The organism is Plantibacter sp. LMC-P-059a (assembly GCF_030209505.1).
Classification (GTDB): Bacteria; Actinomycetota; Actinomycetes; order Actinomycetales; family Microbacteriaceae; genus Plantibacter.
Genome location: NZ_JARVRZ010000002.1, coordinates 361,050 through 375,281, shown reverse-complemented (window position 1 = coordinate 375,281; position 14,232 = coordinate 361,050). Strand labels below are relative to the sequence as shown.

At 69.8% G+C, this 14,232-nt stretch carries 16 protein-coding genes; 6 read left to right on the top strand and 10 right to left on the bottom strand.

Annotation, left to right across the window (positions count from 1 at the left end):
• Positions 1-10: 10 nt before the first annotated feature.
• Together QRN27_RS05165 and QRN27_RS05160 are read right to left on the bottom strand one after the other, a co-directional pair.
• Positions 11-298 (bottom strand): hypothetical protein, encoded by a 288-nt coding sequence (locus tag QRN27_RS05165; protein WP_285040986.1) that lies wholly within the window; start codon positions 296-298, stop codon positions 11-13.
• Between the two features lie 12 nt (positions 299-310).
• A complete protein-coding gene (locus QRN27_RS05160; RefSeq protein ID WP_285040985.1) occupies positions 311-829 on the bottom strand; it encodes a VOC family protein in 519 nt (172 codons plus the stop codon).
• A gap of 60 nt (positions 830-889) precedes the next feature.
• Here QRN27_RS05160 and QRN27_RS05155 point away from each other — a divergent pair, with 60 nt between their 5' ends.
• Complete coding sequence (locus QRN27_RS05155; RefSeq protein WP_285040984.1) at positions 890-1,714, top strand: AraC family transcriptional regulator; 825 nt, start codon at positions 890-892, stop codon at positions 1,712-1,714.
• A gap of 20 nt (positions 1,715-1,734) precedes the next feature.
• On the opposite strand, the gene QRN27_RS05150 is transcribed toward QRN27_RS05155, so the two are convergent.
• Positions 1,735-3,738, bottom strand: a complete 2,004-nt coding sequence (locus tag QRN27_RS05150) for an APC family permease (RefSeq protein WP_502929469.1) — start codon at positions 3,736-3,738, stop codon at positions 1,735-1,737.
• 261 nt (positions 3,739-3,999) lie between these two features.
• Here QRN27_RS05150 and QRN27_RS05145 point away from each other — a divergent pair, with 261 nt between their 5' ends.
• The gene (locus QRN27_RS05145) at positions 4,000-4,506 is read left to right on the top strand and encodes a septum formation family protein (protein ID WP_285040982.1); all 507 of its coding nucleotides are present in this window, start codon (positions 4,000-4,002) and stop codon (positions 4,504-4,506) included.
• A 63-nt stretch (positions 4,507-4,569) separates the two neighbouring features.
• Here the strand turns inward: QRN27_RS05145 and QRN27_RS05140 are convergent, their stop codons facing one another.
• Together QRN27_RS05140 and QRN27_RS05135 are read right to left on the bottom strand one after the other, a co-directional pair.
• On the bottom strand, positions 4,570-5,202 hold the full coding sequence (locus QRN27_RS05140) for a PadR family transcriptional regulator (protein ID WP_285040981.1): 633 nt from the start codon (positions 5,200-5,202) through the stop codon (positions 4,570-4,572).
• On the bottom strand, positions 5,199-6,050 hold the full coding sequence (locus tag QRN27_RS05135) for a DUF4097 family beta strand repeat-containing protein (protein ID WP_285040980.1): 852 nt from the start codon (positions 6,048-6,050) through the stop codon (positions 5,199-5,201). The genes QRN27_RS05140 and QRN27_RS05135 overlap by 4 nt, the downstream gene beginning before the upstream one ends.
• Before the next feature lie 229 nt (positions 6,051-6,279).
• On the opposite strand from QRN27_RS05135, the gene QRN27_RS05130 reads away from it, so the two are divergent.
• Together QRN27_RS05130 and QRN27_RS05125 are read left to right on the top strand one after the other, a co-directional pair.
• Entirely contained in the window at positions 6,280-6,684 is a 405-nt protein-coding gene (locus QRN27_RS05130; RefSeq protein WP_056008676.1) for a hypothetical protein, read from the top strand.
• Complete coding sequence (locus QRN27_RS05125; protein ID WP_056008674.1) at positions 6,681-6,890, top strand: helix-turn-helix transcriptional regulator; 210 nt, start codon at positions 6,681-6,683, stop codon at positions 6,888-6,890. The genes QRN27_RS05130 and QRN27_RS05125 overlap by 4 nt, the downstream gene beginning before the upstream one ends.
• A gap of 51 nt (positions 6,891-6,941) precedes the next feature.
• Here QRN27_RS05125 and QRN27_RS05120 read toward each other — a convergent pair whose 3' ends face one another.
• From QRN27_RS05120 to QRN27_RS05105, 4 genes are all read right to left on the bottom strand, one after another.
• Positions 6,942-7,583: a hypothetical protein gene (locus tag QRN27_RS05120; RefSeq protein WP_285040979.1), complete on the bottom strand. Its 642-nt coding sequence runs from the start codon at positions 7,581-7,583 to the stop codon at positions 6,942-6,944.
• A gap of 70 nt (positions 7,584-7,653) precedes the next feature.
• The gene (locus tag QRN27_RS05115; protein ID WP_285040978.1) at positions 7,654-7,890 is read right to left on the bottom strand and encodes a hypothetical protein; all 237 of its coding nucleotides are present in this window, start codon (positions 7,888-7,890) and stop codon (positions 7,654-7,656) included.
• A gap of 103 nt (positions 7,891-7,993) precedes the next feature.
• Entirely contained in the window at positions 7,994-8,701 is a 708-nt protein-coding gene (locus tag QRN27_RS05110; protein WP_285040977.1) for a response regulator, read from the bottom strand.
• Positions 8,698-10,341 (bottom strand): sensor histidine kinase, encoded by a 1,644-nt coding sequence (locus QRN27_RS05105; protein ID WP_285040976.1) that lies wholly within the window; start codon positions 10,339-10,341, stop codon positions 8,698-8,700. The genes QRN27_RS05110 and QRN27_RS05105 overlap by 4 nt, the downstream gene beginning before the upstream one ends.
• A gap of 217 nt (positions 10,342-10,558) precedes the next feature.
• Here QRN27_RS05105 and QRN27_RS05100 point away from each other — a divergent pair, with 217 nt between their 5' ends.
• Complete coding sequence (locus QRN27_RS05100) at positions 10,559-11,881, top strand: cation:dicarboxylate symporter family transporter (protein WP_285040975.1); 1,323 nt, start codon at positions 10,559-10,561, stop codon at positions 11,879-11,881.
• 81 nt (positions 11,882-11,962) lie between these two features.
• Here the strand turns inward: QRN27_RS05100 and yczE are convergent, their stop codons facing one another.
• Positions 11,963-12,622 carry a membrane protein YczE gene (gene yczE / locus QRN27_RS05095; protein WP_285040974.1) on the bottom strand — a complete coding sequence of 220 codons (660 nt, stop codon included), beginning with the start codon at positions 12,620-12,622 and terminating at the stop codon, positions 11,963-11,965.
• 63 nt (positions 12,623-12,685) lie between these two features.
• On the opposite strand from yczE, the gene yczR reads away from it, so the two are divergent.
• Complete coding sequence (gene yczR / locus QRN27_RS05090) at positions 12,686-14,128, top strand: MocR-like transcription factor YczR (RefSeq protein WP_285040973.1); 1,443 nt, start codon at positions 12,686-12,688, stop codon at positions 14,126-14,128.
• Positions 14,129-14,232 lie beyond the last annotated feature (104 nt).

Below are 14,232 nucleotides of genomic sequence, written 5' to 3'. Positions count from 1 at the left end.
GCGACACCCGTCACTCGAACCGGCGGTTGTGCCGGACGTTGAGCACGATCGGGATACCGAGGGCGACGACGAGCAGCAGGATGCTCCAGAACCCGATCTCCGACCACAGGAGGAACACGCCGAACACGCCGAGGCCGCCGGAGAGTCCGCGCAGGATGATCGTGAACTGGGGGAGCCGCTGCGGCCGCCCCTGCCACATCGGCAGGGGGGAGTCGGGGTTCGCCGCGATGAGTCGCGCCATCGAGAGGGTGCCGAACACGGCCGCGAGGAAGAGCAGCGAGAGACCCCAGGTGAACATGCCCTCAGTCTGTCAGCTCCGACCGGACGCGGCCTGTGCCGCCCAGTCGGCCACGCGTCGGGCGCTCTCCTCCTCGGAGAGGTCCTCGACGCGGGACATGATCGACCAGCGGACGCCGAACGGATCGCGGATCGAGGCGAAGCGGTCACCGGAGACGAAGTCCGTGGCGGGCTCCCTGATCGTCGCACCGGCTGCCGTCGCCGTCGCGACCACCGCGTCCACGTCCTCGCAGTAGAAGCCCAGGGAGTAGCAGTCGGACTCGCCGCCGGGCGCGGGGATCAAGCCGTACTCCGGGTTCGGCTCCCCGAGTTGGAGGCGTCCGTCGCCGAGGTCGAGTTCGGCGTGCACGACGACGCCGCCCATCTCGGTGGCGTCCACCAGTCGCGCCCCGAGGACCGCTCGGTAGAATTCGATCGCCTCGGCGGCGCGAGCCACCACGAGGAACGGGGTCAGGCTCGTCGAGCCGTTGGGCACTCCGGCGGTGGTGTGGTCGCCGGTGATCCCGGTCTTCGATGCAGTGGATTCGCTCATGCTGCGACGGTACGGACCCGGAACACCGGGTGGCTTGAAGATTCGCGACGAGAGGGCCACATGTCCGGTATCGACGACACCGAGGCGTCCATCGATCCCCGCGGCGTGCTCTATCCGGCCCGGTTGCCGACCTTCCACCGGGTCGAGGCGCCGGCCGAGCTCTCCGGCCTCGTCCGGTGGTTCTGGATCCCGGAGTGGCGACTCGCGCCGGGGCGCACCTCCCGCCAGGAGCTGCTGCCGTTCCCCGCATCGAACCTCGTCGTCGGGCCGGATGCGGTGACGCTCGCCGGCCCGACCACGAGCGCGTCCCATCGCGATCTCACGGGGACCGGCTGGGCGGTCGGCATGCTGTTGCGGCCGGCGGCGCTCATGACCCTGGTCGACGATCCCGGGGTGCTCCGCGACGTCGAGGTGCCGTTCGCAGCGCCGTCGCTCCTCCGCGACGTGGTGGCGGCGATGGCCGATCCGGACCGCGACGCCGCCCGCAGCGGCGCGGTTCGCGCCTGCCGGGTCTGGTGCGCCGACCGGTTCGCCTCAGGCGACGACCCCGAAGGCGTGCTCGCCAACCGGATGGAGGAGGTCGTGGCGGGTGATCGCGACATCGTCAGGGTCGAGCAGCTCGCGGAGCGCCTCGGGGTCGGCGTCCGCGCCGTCCAGCGGCTCGCGCAGCGGTCCGTCGGGCTGCCGCCCCTGACGATCATCCGGCGCTATCGACTGCAGGAGGCGGCGCAGCGGCTCCGAGACGATACCGACGTCACGATCGCCCAGGTCGCCGCGGACCTCGGCTACGCCGACCACGCGCACCTGACCTCGGACTTCCGCCGGGTGCTCGGGCTGACACCGACGGGCTACCGTCGTGATCCCGACAGCCGCCCCGACCGATGACGCCCGGCATCGGGCGCGCCTCAGGTCCTGGTGCGGCCCGTGTTGCGGTCGATGTGCGGCTTCCGCTCGATCGGCTTCTTCACGCGCACGATCTCGCCGCGTCGCTCCTGTCCGGGCAGCGGACGGGACCGGCGGCCGTAGATGAGCTCCGAGGAGTCGAGCAACCACGGGACGAGCGCCACGGTGACGCCGTGCACGAGCATGATCTGGTTGCGGATCCGCGAAGCCCGCCGGTTGTGGAGGAGGCTCTCCCACCAGTGGCCGACGATGTACTGCGGCATGTAAACGGTGACGACCTCGGAGCCGTGCTCCGCGCGGTGGGCCTTGATGTACTTCGCGAGCGGCATGGCGAACTCGCGGTACGGCGACTCGAGGATGACGAGCGGCACGTGGATGTTCTGCTCGATCCACTGCTGCTCGAGCAGCTTCGTGGACTCGGGGTCGACCGAGATGTGCACGGCCTCGAGGCTGTCGTGCTTGGCCGCGATCGCGTAGTCGAGCGCTTTGAGGATCGGCTTCTGCATCTTGCCGACGAGGACGATCGCGTGGTCGCCCGTCGCTCCGAAGGTGGTGGTCGGGTCGACCTCGACCTCCTTCTCGACGTCGCGGTAGTAGCGGTTGACGCCCAGCATGAGCACGAAGAGGATCGGCATGAGCACGAAGACGAGCCACGCGCCGTGGGTGAACTTCGTGATCGTGACGACGATGAGGACGCTCGCGGTGAGGAGTGCGCCGAACGCGTTGATCGCGAGGCCGCGGTAGACGGAGCCCCGGTTGTCGCAGCCCTCCCGGAGCATGCGCAGCCAGTGCTTCACCATGCCGGTCTGCCCGAGGGTGAACGAGACGAAGACGCCGATGATGTACAGCTGGATGAGCTGCGTGAGGTTGGCCTGGTAGACCACGAGGATCGCGCAGGCCGCGAGCCCGAGGATGATCATGCCGTTCGAGAACACGAGGCGGTCGCCGCGGGTGTTGAGCGACTTGGGGGCGTAGGAGTCACGCGCGAGGACGGAGCCGAGGAGCGGGAACCCGTTGAACGCGGTGTTCGCGGCGAGGAGGAGGACGCAGGCGGTCGCCGCCTGGATGAGGAAGAACGGGATGCTGTTCGCGCCGAACACGGCGGTCGCGACCTGCGCCATGAGACTCGGCTGCGGCGTGGTGGCGCAGTTCGCGAAGCCTTCGAGGTGGCAGGCGTTCTCGGCGTAGTGCACGCGGGAGATGAGCGCGAGGGCGGTGAGTCCGACGAACAGCACGATGGCTGCGCCGCCCATGAGGACGAGGGTCTTCTGCGCGTTCTTGATCTGCGGGCGTCGGAACGCGGGGACGCCGTTCGAGACCGCCTCGACGCCGGTGAGCGCGGAGCAGCCGGAGGAGAAGGCGCGGAGGAGGAGCAGGATGAACGCGGCCTGCGTGAGGCTCTCGCCCTGCACCGTGAACTCCGCGCTCGACGCGACCGGTGCGTCACCGAGGAAGGTGCGCGCGAGCCCGGCGACGATCATCACGAGCACGCTCGCGATGAAGAAGTAGGTGGGGATCGCGAAGGCCTTGCTGGACTCGCGGACACCACGGAGGTTCACGGCCATGAGCACGAGCACGAAGCCGACGGCGAGTTCCACGCGCCACGGGTTCAGCCCGGGGATCGCGGAGATGATGTTGTCGACGCCGGAGGCGACCGACACGGCGACCGTCAGGACGTAGTCGACGAGCAATGCCGAGGCGACGACGAGGCCGGCCTTCTCGCCGAGGTTGCGGTGCGCGACCTCGTAGTCGCCACCGCCCGAGGGGTACGCCTTGATGAGCTGTCGGTAGCTCGCGACGACCACGACCAGCAGGATCACGACGCACGCGGCGACCCAGGGCGCGAAGCTCAGGAACGCGAGCCCGCCGAGGGTCAGGATCATGAGGAGTTCCTGCGGAGCGTAAGCGACACTCGACAGCGCGTCGCTCGCGAAGATCGGCAGCGCGAGGCGCTTGGGGAGGAGCTGGCCCTCCAGGTTGTCGGTCGGCAGCGGGTCCCCGATCAACCAGCGTTTTGCTGATCGTGGTTCTGTCCCGGGCTCTCGACCCTCAGTTGTCACGAGCGGCGATATTACTCCTTCGCCAAGGGGAGTCAAGCGGAGATGAGCTGGATGGACAGGCATCGTCACCCGACCGTGACGCAGTGTTCATCGAGCGGGGGAGTGGCGGGCCAGGATGGCCGACCAATATCCTGAACGACGGCTGTTGCCTGGCTGTGAGCCGGGAGCGCCGCCCGTGATCGACCACCCACCGCAAGGACCTTCATCGTGACCACTCGCCGTCGTCTCCTCCCGCTCGCGATCGCCGCCCTGGCCGCGGCCCTCATGCTCTCCGGCTGCAGTGTCGTCGAGGGCATCCTCCCGAAGCCGGCCGAGACCCGCGACGCGCAGTCCGGCGAGATCGTCGGAGGCGGCACCACCGACGTCTTCACGCTCTCCATCGGCGACTGCCTGAACGACGAGTCGTCCTCGGAGGAGGTCTCCGAGGTACCCACCGTGCCGTGCTCCGAGCCCCACCAGTACGAGGTGTACGGCGAGGTCACCCTGACCGGCGACGAATGGCCGGGTGACGAGGCGGTCACGCAGCAGGCCGACGACGGCTGCTCCGCGCAGTTCCAGCCGTTCACCGGGATCGCCTACGAGGACTCCACGCTCGAGTTCAACTACTACACCCCGACGAAGGGCAGCTGGGAAGAGATGGACGACCGGCTCGTCACCTGCGTGATCTTCGACACCGCCGCGACCACGGGCTCGCTCGCCGGCGCCGCGCGCTGACGCGAGGACGACGAAGCGCCCGCCTCCCGATGTGGAGGCGGGCGCTTCGTCGTCCGTCGATCGTCAGGAGCTGCGGAGTCGCTCCTGCAGGCGGTCGCGGACGGCGACGAGGTCGGCGCGGAGGGCGGAGACGGTCGCCTCGTCGAGGACACCACCGCGTGCGACGTGTTCGCGGAGCTCAGCACGGACCGCCTGCCGGAACTCGTTGATCGACACGTCCGTCTCGTGGAGCGCCAGGCGGCCCTGCACCTTCTGGTCCGCACTCTCCTCGGAAGCGGTCGTCCAGCTCGGCCCGGGCTTCGACGACTGCTTCGCCTCACGCGCCGCGGAGGCGAGATCGGCGCGGAGGCTCTTCATGGCCGCCGTCACCCCGCTCCGGACCTCGTCGGCGATCCGGCGCACGGAGTCGGTGAGCTGGTCCTCGATGCCGTCGAGTTCGCCGGCGCGTGCCGCGAGTTCCGCACGGCCGGCCTCGGTGATCTCGTAGACGGTCTTGCGGCCGTCGCTCGTCTTGGTGACGAGGCCCTCCTCCTCGAGTTTCGCGAGGCGGGGGTAGATGGTGCCGGCGCTCGGACTGTAGGTGCCGCCGCTGCGGTCCGTGAGTGCCTGGATGAGCTCGTATCCGTGCTTTGGCGACTCCTCGAGGAGGCTCAGCAGGTACAGGCGCAGACTGCCGTGCGCGAAGACGGGGCTCATGCTCCGGCCTCGCTCCCGGCCGTCGCCGTGGCGGGCTCGGGCGTCGCACGACGGAGCACGGTGACCGCACCGCCGACGGTGTTGAGGCGCACCTCGGCGAACTGACCGGACAGGGCGCCGGTGTGCGAGCTGTAGCCGCCGCCGCGCAGCCCCTTGAGGACGACGCCGTCGATGGCGAGGCGGCCGCCGACGGAGTTCGCCGTGTAGCGCGCGGCGAGGTCGTCGTCGAGGCGGACCGTGATCGCGCCGCTCACGGTGTTCAGGTCGAGCTGCTCCGCGGCGCCGTGGATGTCGAGGAGGAGGTCGGAGGACACCCCGTCGACGGACGCCCTGGTGATGTCGCCGGAAACGGTGACGTCGCCGGACACGGTGTGGGCGTTGATGCGGCCGGTGTGGTGCTGGACGGTGACCTCACCGCTCACGGAGTTGAGGTCGAGGCGTCCGGTCATGCGGTCGGCCACGAGGTCGCCCGAGACGGTGTTGAGCTTCACGTCGGCAGCGAGTCCGGAGACGAGGGCACCGGCGCTCACGACGCCGAGCGTGAGGGCGATGTCGCGCGGGACGAGCACGCTGACCTGGGCGGTGGCGCGGTTCGCACCGAAGTTCGAGAAGACCTCGAGGAAGTTGTCCCAGCGCAGCTGCGGGTGGTCGATCTCCGCGACGTCGCCGTCGATGGTGATCTTGAGGTCCTTGCCGGTGACGGCGCCGACCTCGATGCGCGCACCGGGCTCGTCGTGCCCGATGATGTCGACCTGGCCGCCGATGAGGCCGACCTTCAGTCGCCTCACGAGCTCGAGGTCGATGATGCGGCTCTCGCCGGGGGCGATGATCCACTTCTCCTGTGCCATGGTGCGCTTCCTTCCGATTGAACGCGATATATCGCGTTGAGCTGAAACTCACGATATATCGCGTTCCATCGCCTGGCAACCCCGGGAACCTCCGGGATCACCCTGAGTCGACCCTAGGATCGGCTGCGGTCGCGACCGCGGCGTCTGCGGTCTCCCGTGTGTGGTCTCGGGTTCGCGACTCGTGATGTACAGTTTGCTATACGCATAGTTCGCTATACATGGAGGAAACATGATGATTCGCTGGTTCGTCGCCGTCCTGATCGGAGCGGCGGTCTCGACCCTCGCCGGGGTGGTGGCCTGGGCGCTCTCGCCGATCGCCGCCGGTCTCTCGGGGATCGTCTTCGCCCTCGCCGCCCTTCCGTTCGGCGTGATGCTGGGCTGGATCATCGCCGTGGCCCCCAAGAGCCAGCCCTCGCCGCACACGTCCGAGACTGCGGAGGCGACCTGGATGAACACGGCGCTCGCCGGTACGGCGACCGACGTGGTCCTGGCGGTCGGGCTCGGGCTCGCGGCGATCTCGATCGTGCGGTCGGAACTGCCGACACAGCTCGTGCTGCTCGGCGTCCTGCTCGTCGCCTTCGCCTCGACGGCCACGCGGTACGCGATCGCCCGCACGCGTGCAGTCCGGGCGTGAAGAACTCGCTCAGGGAACGTCGTCAGGACGCCGGTTGGTCGCAGGCCCACCTGGCTGAACTGGTCGGCGTCACGCGTCTGACCGTCATCTCGATCGAGAAAGGGCGATTCGACCCCAGCCTGCCCCTCGCATTCCGCCTCGCGGCGCTGTTCGGGATCCACATCGAGGACCTCTTCGAACCGGATGGCGAACCTCCCCGGCGATGAGCCGCACCTCAGCGGTCATCGTCGGACGAGTCGGATCATGATCGCCGCCGTTCAGTACCAGCGCGAGATGTTCAGCTCGTCGGGGAGTGGGACGTTCTCCGGAGGTGGGGCGTCCTCGCCGGGAGCCGGCGCGGTGTCGAGGCAGCTGTCGCCTGACGCGACGGGGGCGGTCGGCCGCCACGGATCCGCATCCTCATCGTGGAACGGCGCGTAGGCCACGCGGTCGGTCAGTCGGAGGGACACGTGCGACTCGAACGCTGCGGTGAAGTCACCGAGCTCCTTCACGGCGAACACGCGCGCCGCCCCGAGCTCGCCGGAGCGATCGAAGGAGCAGGAGACGGCGACGGGTGTCCACCCGGCGTCCCGGACGGTCGCGAGCAGGGAGCGGGCCTCCTCCAGGGTCGCCCCCGGCACGACCGTCCCGTCGTCGGCGAGTGGTGCCTCCCACTCGTCGGAGCCCGTCACGCTGCCGCGCTGCACCGTGACGTTCGCCGAGGTGTCGGGTGCGTGCGCCTCCTGCACGACGCCGCCGGCGAGCAGGGGATCGGAGGCGAGCCGCATGAGTCGAGCGTCGTCGACGGCGTTCGGCTCCACCGCCGGGCGTCCGATCCCGCAGCCGGAGCACAGGGCGGCGAGGACCACGATCGTGATGGCGGAACGCACCGCACGTCCCCGGGTGTCGCGATGGGTCATGTCGTGTCTCCCGTCGTCGGCACGCTGGTGGTCACCACGCTAACCGACTCCCTGCGCGACCCGCCCGGGATCAGGCGAGCCGGTTGCGCCGACGGGTGATGAGGATCGCTGCTCCGACGGCGAGCAGCATCGCTCCGGGCAGGGCGACCGCGAGCGGGACCCCGAAGGGGACGTCGAGCATCGCGGCGACGGCGAGGGCGATGGCGAACCCGAGGCCCACGCCGGCGCCGGTCATCGCGCTCATGAAAATGGGGTCGATGCGGGCGGGTCGAGCGGACCGGGGTGAGGAGGTCGTCTTCGAGATCATGGTCCGAGCCTAAGCAGCGCGCCCTCATCCGACATCCGTCGGCTGGTGGAGCGGTCGGACGAGATCGACTCCACCGAGCGGCGGAGGCAGGGGCCGCGCCGCGTCAGCGCCAGCGGTACTCGAGCTCCGGTCGCCCCGGGGTGCCGTACCGCGGTGAGCGTTCCACCGCACCGGTCTCCGCGAGGTACTCGAGGTAGCGTCGCGCCGTCACCCGCGAGAGCGAACCGGCGGTGGCGGCCTCGCTGGCGGACAACGGATCGTTCGCCTGTCGCAGCAGCTCGGACACCAGCCGGAGGGTGTCCTCCGACAGCCCCTTCGCCAGTTGCGGCCGCGACGACGGCGCTCGCAGCGTGGCGAGGGTGAGGTCGACCTCGTGCTGACTCGCGACGGCACCCTCGGCGGTCATCGTGCGACGGAAGGTCCGGTACGCCTCGAGCTTGTCGGCGAACGCCGGGAAGGCGAAGGGCTTGATGAGGTACTGGACGACCCCGGCCGACACCGCCGCCCGCACGATCCGCAGGTCGCGCGCCGCCGTGATGGCGATGACGTCGACGTCGATCCCCGCGGTCCGGATGCGCCGGCACAGTTCCAGACCGTGCGCGTCGGGCAGGTTGAGGTCGAGGAGGACGAGGTCGACGCGGTCGTCAGGCGAACGGTGGGCGTCCGCGGCCCGCAGCAGGTGCATCGCGGTGGCCGCATCCCCGGCGACACCGGCGAGGGTGAAACCGTCCACCCGACGCAGGTAGGCGGCGTGGGCCTGCTGCGCGATGGGTTCGTCCTCGACCACCAGGACGCGGATCGGCTCGCTCATGCCGTCGCCTCGTCCCGGACGCCGACGGCCGCCGGCAGCGTCACGACGAACGCCGAGGCCGGCTCGCGCACGACCTCGATGGTGCCACCGAGCCGGGTCACGGCCTGGCGGACGAGCGCCAGTCCGAACCCGCGACCGTACCGGCCGGGCTCCTTCGTCGACCACCCGCGCACGAAGGCGAGGTCGAGCGCCTCGGGATCGAGCCCGGGACCGCTGTCGGTCACCTGGATCACCAGTTCCGTCGCATCCGTTCCGGACGTCTGCTCCGCGCCGGACGGATCGGCCAGCCCCTGCCCGAGGTAGACCTCCACCCAGGGGCGCTCGCCGGACGCCGCGTCGATGGCGTTGTCGATGAGGTTCCCGAGGATCGTGACGACGACCGCCGGATCCACACGGACCCGTCCGAGCGCCGGGTCGCTCTCCAGGTGCAGCTCGACCCCCTGCTCGGCGGCCTGCGCCGTCTTCCCGAGGAGCAGGGCGGAGATCACCGGTTCCTGCTCGGCGGCGAGGACCCGGTCCGTCAGGCGCTGGCTGGCGCCGAGACCCTGGGCGGCGAGTTCGAGCGCCTCGTCGCGGCGATCCAGTTCGATGAGCGAGACGATCGTGTGCAGGCGGTTCGCGAACTCGTGCGTCTGCGAGCGCAGGGCGTCGCTCATGGTGCGCATCGAGGCCAGCTCGCCGCTCAGATGTTCGATCTCGGTGTGGTCGCGCAGCGTCATCACCCAGCCCCTCGGGTGCGGGCCGCCGGTGTCGTCCGGGCCGACGGCCGACTCCTGGTTCACCACGAGCACGTGGTCCGGTGTGAGGTGGATCTCGTCGACCGCCTGTCGTCCGCTGCCGAGGAGCTCGCGTAGGCCGGCGTCGATCGGCAGCTCGTCCACCGGGACCGCTCCGGGGGAGCGGTCCCCGAGCGGGAGCCCGAGGAGCTCGGCGGCCTGGTCGTTGACGAGCACCAGGCGCCGGTGGCGGTCGACGAGGACGAGTCCCTCGCGGACGGAATGGAGCACGGACTCGTAGTAGTCGAACATGCGCGCCAGGTCCTCCGGCCCACGGGAACCGGTGACCCGCGACAGGTATCGGCGGAGCATCCAGGAGGCGATGCCGCCCACGACGAGGACGAGCAGGGCCGTACCGAGCAGCCACGGTACCCGCGTCTCGAAGGTCTCGGACACGTTGCTCACGGTGACCCCGGCGGCGACGAGTGCCACGACGGTGCCGTCACCGTCCCGGATGGGTGCGACAGCCCGCACCGAGGGGCCGAGGGTGCCCGTGTACGTCTCGGTGAAGGTGCGCCCCTCGAGTGCCGGGGCGATGGTGCCGATGAACGGCTTCCCGATCTGCTCGCGCTCCCGATGGGTGTAGCGGGTGCGGTCGGGAGCCATGATCGTGACGAAGTCGACGCCGGTGTCACGCATGAGCGCCTCGGCGTAGGGCTGCAGGGTGTCCTGGGGGCGCGGGGTCGTGACCTGGGCGACGACGAACGGGTTGTCGGCGATGCCGTTCGCGACGTCGAGGCACTTCGCGACGGCGCGTTCCTCCGTCTCGGTGCGGGCCTGGAACCAGAGGAGGACGCCGGCGACGAGGGTCATGGCGACGACCGCGACCAGCTGCACGAGGAAGAGGCGTGAGGCGATGCTCATGGACCGACCGGCCATCGTGCCACCTCCGTCTGCTCCGTCGCGTCGACCCTCCCAGTATCGCGGGGTGTCGGCTCGGCCGCGGCCGTCGTCGGCGACCAGTACGACCACAAGCGGTCACTACGACCACAACCGGGGCGCGACGGCGGACCGGTCGCAGAGTGGGGCCACTCGACCACCCGCTGCCGCACTGACGCGACACCGACGAAACGGATCCGGAATGGCAATGACGCTCTCCTCCCTCAAACGGCTGGACAAGACCCACTACCTCTACCTCGCGGTGATCCTCGCGGTGCTCGCCGGCATCGTCGTCGGCCTCACCGCGCCGGAGTTCGCGAAGGGGCTGAAGCCGGTCGGCGACGCGTTCGTCGCCCTCATCAAGATGATGATCGCCCCGGTCATCTTCTGCACCATCGTGATCGGCGTCGGCTCCATCGCCAAGGCCGCGACGGTCGGCAAGGTCGGCGGCCTCGCGATGCTGTACTTCATCGTCATGTCGACCTTCGCCCTCGCAATCGGCCTCGTCGTCGGCAACCTCATCCAGCCGGGTGCCGGTCTGAACCTCGCTGAGACGAGCTACCAGGTGGAGGGGGAGGCGAAGAGCACCACCGAGTTCATCCTCGGCATCATCCCCACCACACTCGTGTCGTCGCTGACCGGCGGCAACATCCTCCAGGTGTTGTTCGTCGCCCTGCTCGTCGGGTTCGGCCTGCAGAAGATGGGCGCGACGGGTGAGCCGATCCTCCGCGGGATCAAGCTGATCCAGGCGCTCGTGTTCCGCGTGCTCGCGATGATCATGTGGATCGCGCCCATCGGGGCCTTCGGTGCGATCGCCGCCGTGACCGGATCCGCCGGCGCCAGCGCGCTCGTCGGGCTCGCGACGCTCATGATCGCGTTCTACATCACGTGTGCGGTGTTCATCGTCGTGGTCCTCGGCGGCGTCCTGCGGCTCGCCACCGGGTTCAACATCTTCGCGCTCATGAAGTACCTCGGCCGTGAGTACCTGCTCATCGTCGGCACCTCCTCCTCGGAGGCCGCCCTGCCACGGCTCATCGCGAAGATGGAGCACCTCGGCGTCTCGAAGCCCGTCGTCGGCATCACCGTGCCGACCGGCTACTCCTTCAACCTCGACGGCACCGCGATCTACCTGACGATGGCGTCGATCTTCATCGCCGACGTCATGGGGGTGCCGATGAACCTCGGCGAGCAGATCTCGCTGCTCGCGTTCATGATCATCGCGTCGAAGGGTGCGGCCGGCGTCACCGGTGCCGGGCTCGCGACCCTCGCCGGCGGCCTGCAGGCGAACCGTCCCGACCTCGTCGACGGCGTCGGCCTCATCGTCGGGATCGACCGTTTCATGTCGGAGGCACGCGCCCTCACGAACTTCACCGGCAACGCGGTCGCGACGATCATCATCGGCACCTGGGTGAAGGAGGTCGACCGGGCGCAGGTCGTCGAGGTCCTCGCCGGTCGGTCGCGGTTCGACGAGGCGACCATGAGTGTCGACGACCACACGGGTGCGGTGGCGGTGGCGAAACGCTGATCGAACCCGTCGACAGGCTCAGGGACCGGACCTCCGGTCCCTGAGCCTGTCCGCGTCCCGGTCCCTGAGCCTGTCGAAGGGCTAGTTCGCCGGGGAGTCGACGATCGGCTTCGACGGCGGGGTGTCGCCCTCGAGCGTCGCCTCGCCGGCGGCAGGGCGCCCGGTGCTCGGCGCGATCCGGAACAGCGGGATCGTGTAGCCGCAGATCGGGCCGATCAGGACGGCGAACAGCACCGTTCCGATGCCGACGTTGCCGCCGAGGAGCCAGCCGATGCCGAGGACCACGACCTCGACGCCGGTGCGCCCGACCCAGATGGGCCACCCGGTCACCCGGTGGATGCCGGTCATGAGGCCGTCGCGCGGGCCGGGGCCGAAGTTGCCGCCGATGTAGAGCCCGGAGGCGACGCCGAGCAGCAGCAGTCCGCCGGCGAACAGGAGGATGCGCGCCCAGAGGTCAAGGTCGGCGGGGATGAGGGCCAGCCCGATGTCGGCCGAGGGCCCGACGAGGAGGACGTTGAGGACGGTGCCGACACCGGGGCGCTGCTTCAGCGGGATCCAGGCGAGGAGCACGACACCGCCCACGATGATCGTGATGAGCCCGAACGTGAGGCCGGTGCGCAGGTTGAGCCCCTGGGTGAGGACGTCCCAGGGGGCGACGCCGACAGCTCCGCGCACGATCATGGCGATGGCGATGCCGTACAGGAAGAGGCCGATGAGGAGTTGGAGCACACGACGGGTCATGGTCGACAATCCAATTCCACGATTGGCTTTGGCGCTAGAGGCCAATCTGGCTATCGTGGTTCAATGGCCTCCATCACCCTGAGCGCACGCTCGCTCGCCGCCCTGCTCGGGCAGTGGAAGAGCGCTGCGCCCGCATACCGCGGTCTCGCGGACCGCATCCGCCTCCTCGTCCTCGACGGCCGTATCCCCGTCGGCACCCGGCTCCCCGCCGAGCGTGAGCTGGCCGAGCGGCTCGGGTTGAGCCGCACCACGGTGACCGCCGCCTACCGGGAGCTACGGGAAGCGGGGTATCTCCGCAGCATCCGCGGCTCGGGCAGTGTCACCCTCCTGCCGTCCGCGCCGGTCTCGCTGGCCCCGGTGCCGCAGGGCGGATTCCTCGACTTCAGCAAGGCCGCCGTGCCGCCGTGCCCGGAGATCATCGACGCGGTCCAGGCCGCCGCCGCCGAGCTCCCGCGCTACATGCACGACTTCGACTACGACCTCGTCGGCATGCCTGAGCTCCGGCAGGCGATCGCCGACCGCTACACGGCTCGCGGCCTGCCCACCGACCCCGACGAGATCATGGTGACCGTCGGCGCGCAGCACGCCATCGCGCTCATCGCCCGCACCCTGCTGAGTCGCGGCGACCGCGTGCTCGTCGAGATGCCGAGCTACCCGCACGCCTACGAGGCGCTCCGGGCGGCAGGAGCCAGGCTCGGCGCGGCCACGGTCTCGTCCGAGACCGGGTGGGACGTCCGCGAACTCGAGCAGTGGTTCGAGCGCACCAGTCCGGCCATGGCCTACCTCATGCCCGACTTCCACAACCCGACCGGCGCCTCGATGCCGCTCGAGACCCGCCGACGCGTCGCGGCGGCCGCCCAGCGCCACGGGACGGTCCTCGTCATCGACGAGACCACGGCCGAACTCGACATCGACCGGCCCACGGGCGAGGGCCTGGACGGCACCCCGTTCGCCGCGCTCGCTGGTGCGCCGGCGTCGATCGTCACGATCGGGTCCGTCGGCAAGACGATCTGGGGCGGCCTGCGCATCGGGTGGATCCGGGCTGAGCGGGGCACGATCAGGAAGCTCGTCTCGGCGCGGTCGCTGGGTGACCTCGGCACACCGATCCTCGACCAGCTGACGGTCCAGCAGTTGCTGCCGGCGATGGACGGCATCGTCGCGCGACGTGGCCAGGCGCTCGGCGAGACCCGCGATCGTCTCGTCGACCTGCTGACCGAACGGCTGCCGGACTGGACGGTGCCGCGCGTCGACGGCGGCATCGCCACGTGGGTGAACCTCGGCGAGGCGGCGTCCTCCCAGCTCTCCCTCGCGGCTCGCGGCCACGGGCTCGTCATCGTCGCGGGACCGCGGTTCGGCATCGACGGTGCGTTCGAGCGGTATCTGCGCATCCCGATCAGCTATCCGTGGGCCCAGACCGAGCAGGCCGTCGAGCTGTTGACCGAGACGTGGAACTCGGCCATGTTCGGTCACGTCCCCGCTTTGGACTATCTGGAGGACGTGGTCTGACCCGTCGTCGGGAGCACGGGATCGCTCCACAAGACACGCGGATGCACGCCCTGTCCACCGTCTGCGCGAGACCGCGGTCGGAGCGTTCTGCGGTGACATACTTG

What these genes read in the sequence shown, in the direction of transcription:
- QRN27_RS05135 (WP_285040980.1), bottom strand. Translation starts at nt 6,050, where the DNA reads ATGGCACAGGAGAAGTGGATCATCGCCCCCGGCGAGAGCCGCATCATC.
- QRN27_RS05165 (WP_285040986.1), bottom strand. Translation starts at nt 298, where the DNA reads ATGTTCACCTGGGGTCTCTCGCTGCTCTTCCTCGCGGCCGTGTTCGGC.
- yczE (WP_285040974.1), bottom strand. Translation starts at nt 12,622, where the DNA reads ATGACCCGTCGTGTGCTCCAACTCCTCATCGGCCTCTTCCTGTACGGC.
- QRN27_RS05100 (WP_285040975.1), top strand. Translation starts at nt 10,559, where the DNA reads ATGGCAATGACGCTCTCCTCCCTCAAACGGCTGGACAAGACCCACTAC.
- QRN27_RS05115 (WP_285040978.1), bottom strand. Translation starts at nt 7,890, where the DNA reads ATGATCTCGAAGACGACCTCCTCACCCCGGTCCGCTCGACCCGCCCGC.
- QRN27_RS05105 (WP_285040976.1), bottom strand. Translation starts at nt 10,341, where the DNA reads ATGAGCATCGCCTCACGCCTCTTCCTCGTGCAGCTGGTCGCGGTCGTC.
- QRN27_RS05160 (WP_285040985.1), bottom strand. Translation starts at nt 829, where the DNA reads ATGAGCGAATCCACTGCATCGAAGACCGGGATCACCGGCGACCACACC.
- QRN27_RS05130 (WP_056008676.1), top strand. Translation starts at nt 6,280, where the DNA reads ATGATGATTCGCTGGTTCGTCGCCGTCCTGATCGGAGCGGCGGTCTCG.
- QRN27_RS05110 (WP_285040977.1), bottom strand. Translation starts at nt 8,701, where the DNA reads ATGAGCGAGCCGATCCGCGTCCTGGTGGTCGAGGACGAACCCATCGCG.
- QRN27_RS05120 (WP_285040979.1), bottom strand. Translation starts at nt 7,583, where the DNA reads ATGACCCATCGCGACACCCGGGGACGTGCGGTGCGTTCCGCCATCACG.
- QRN27_RS05140 (WP_285040981.1), bottom strand. Translation starts at nt 5,202, where the DNA reads ATGAGCCCCGTCTTCGCGCACGGCAGTCTGCGCCTGTACCTGCTGAGC.
- yczR (WP_285040973.1), top strand. Translation starts at nt 12,686, where the DNA reads ATGGCCTCCATCACCCTGAGCGCACGCTCGCTCGCCGCCCTGCTCGGG.
- QRN27_RS05155 (WP_285040984.1), top strand. Translation starts at nt 890, where the DNA reads ATGTCCGGTATCGACGACACCGAGGCGTCCATCGATCCCCGCGGCGTG.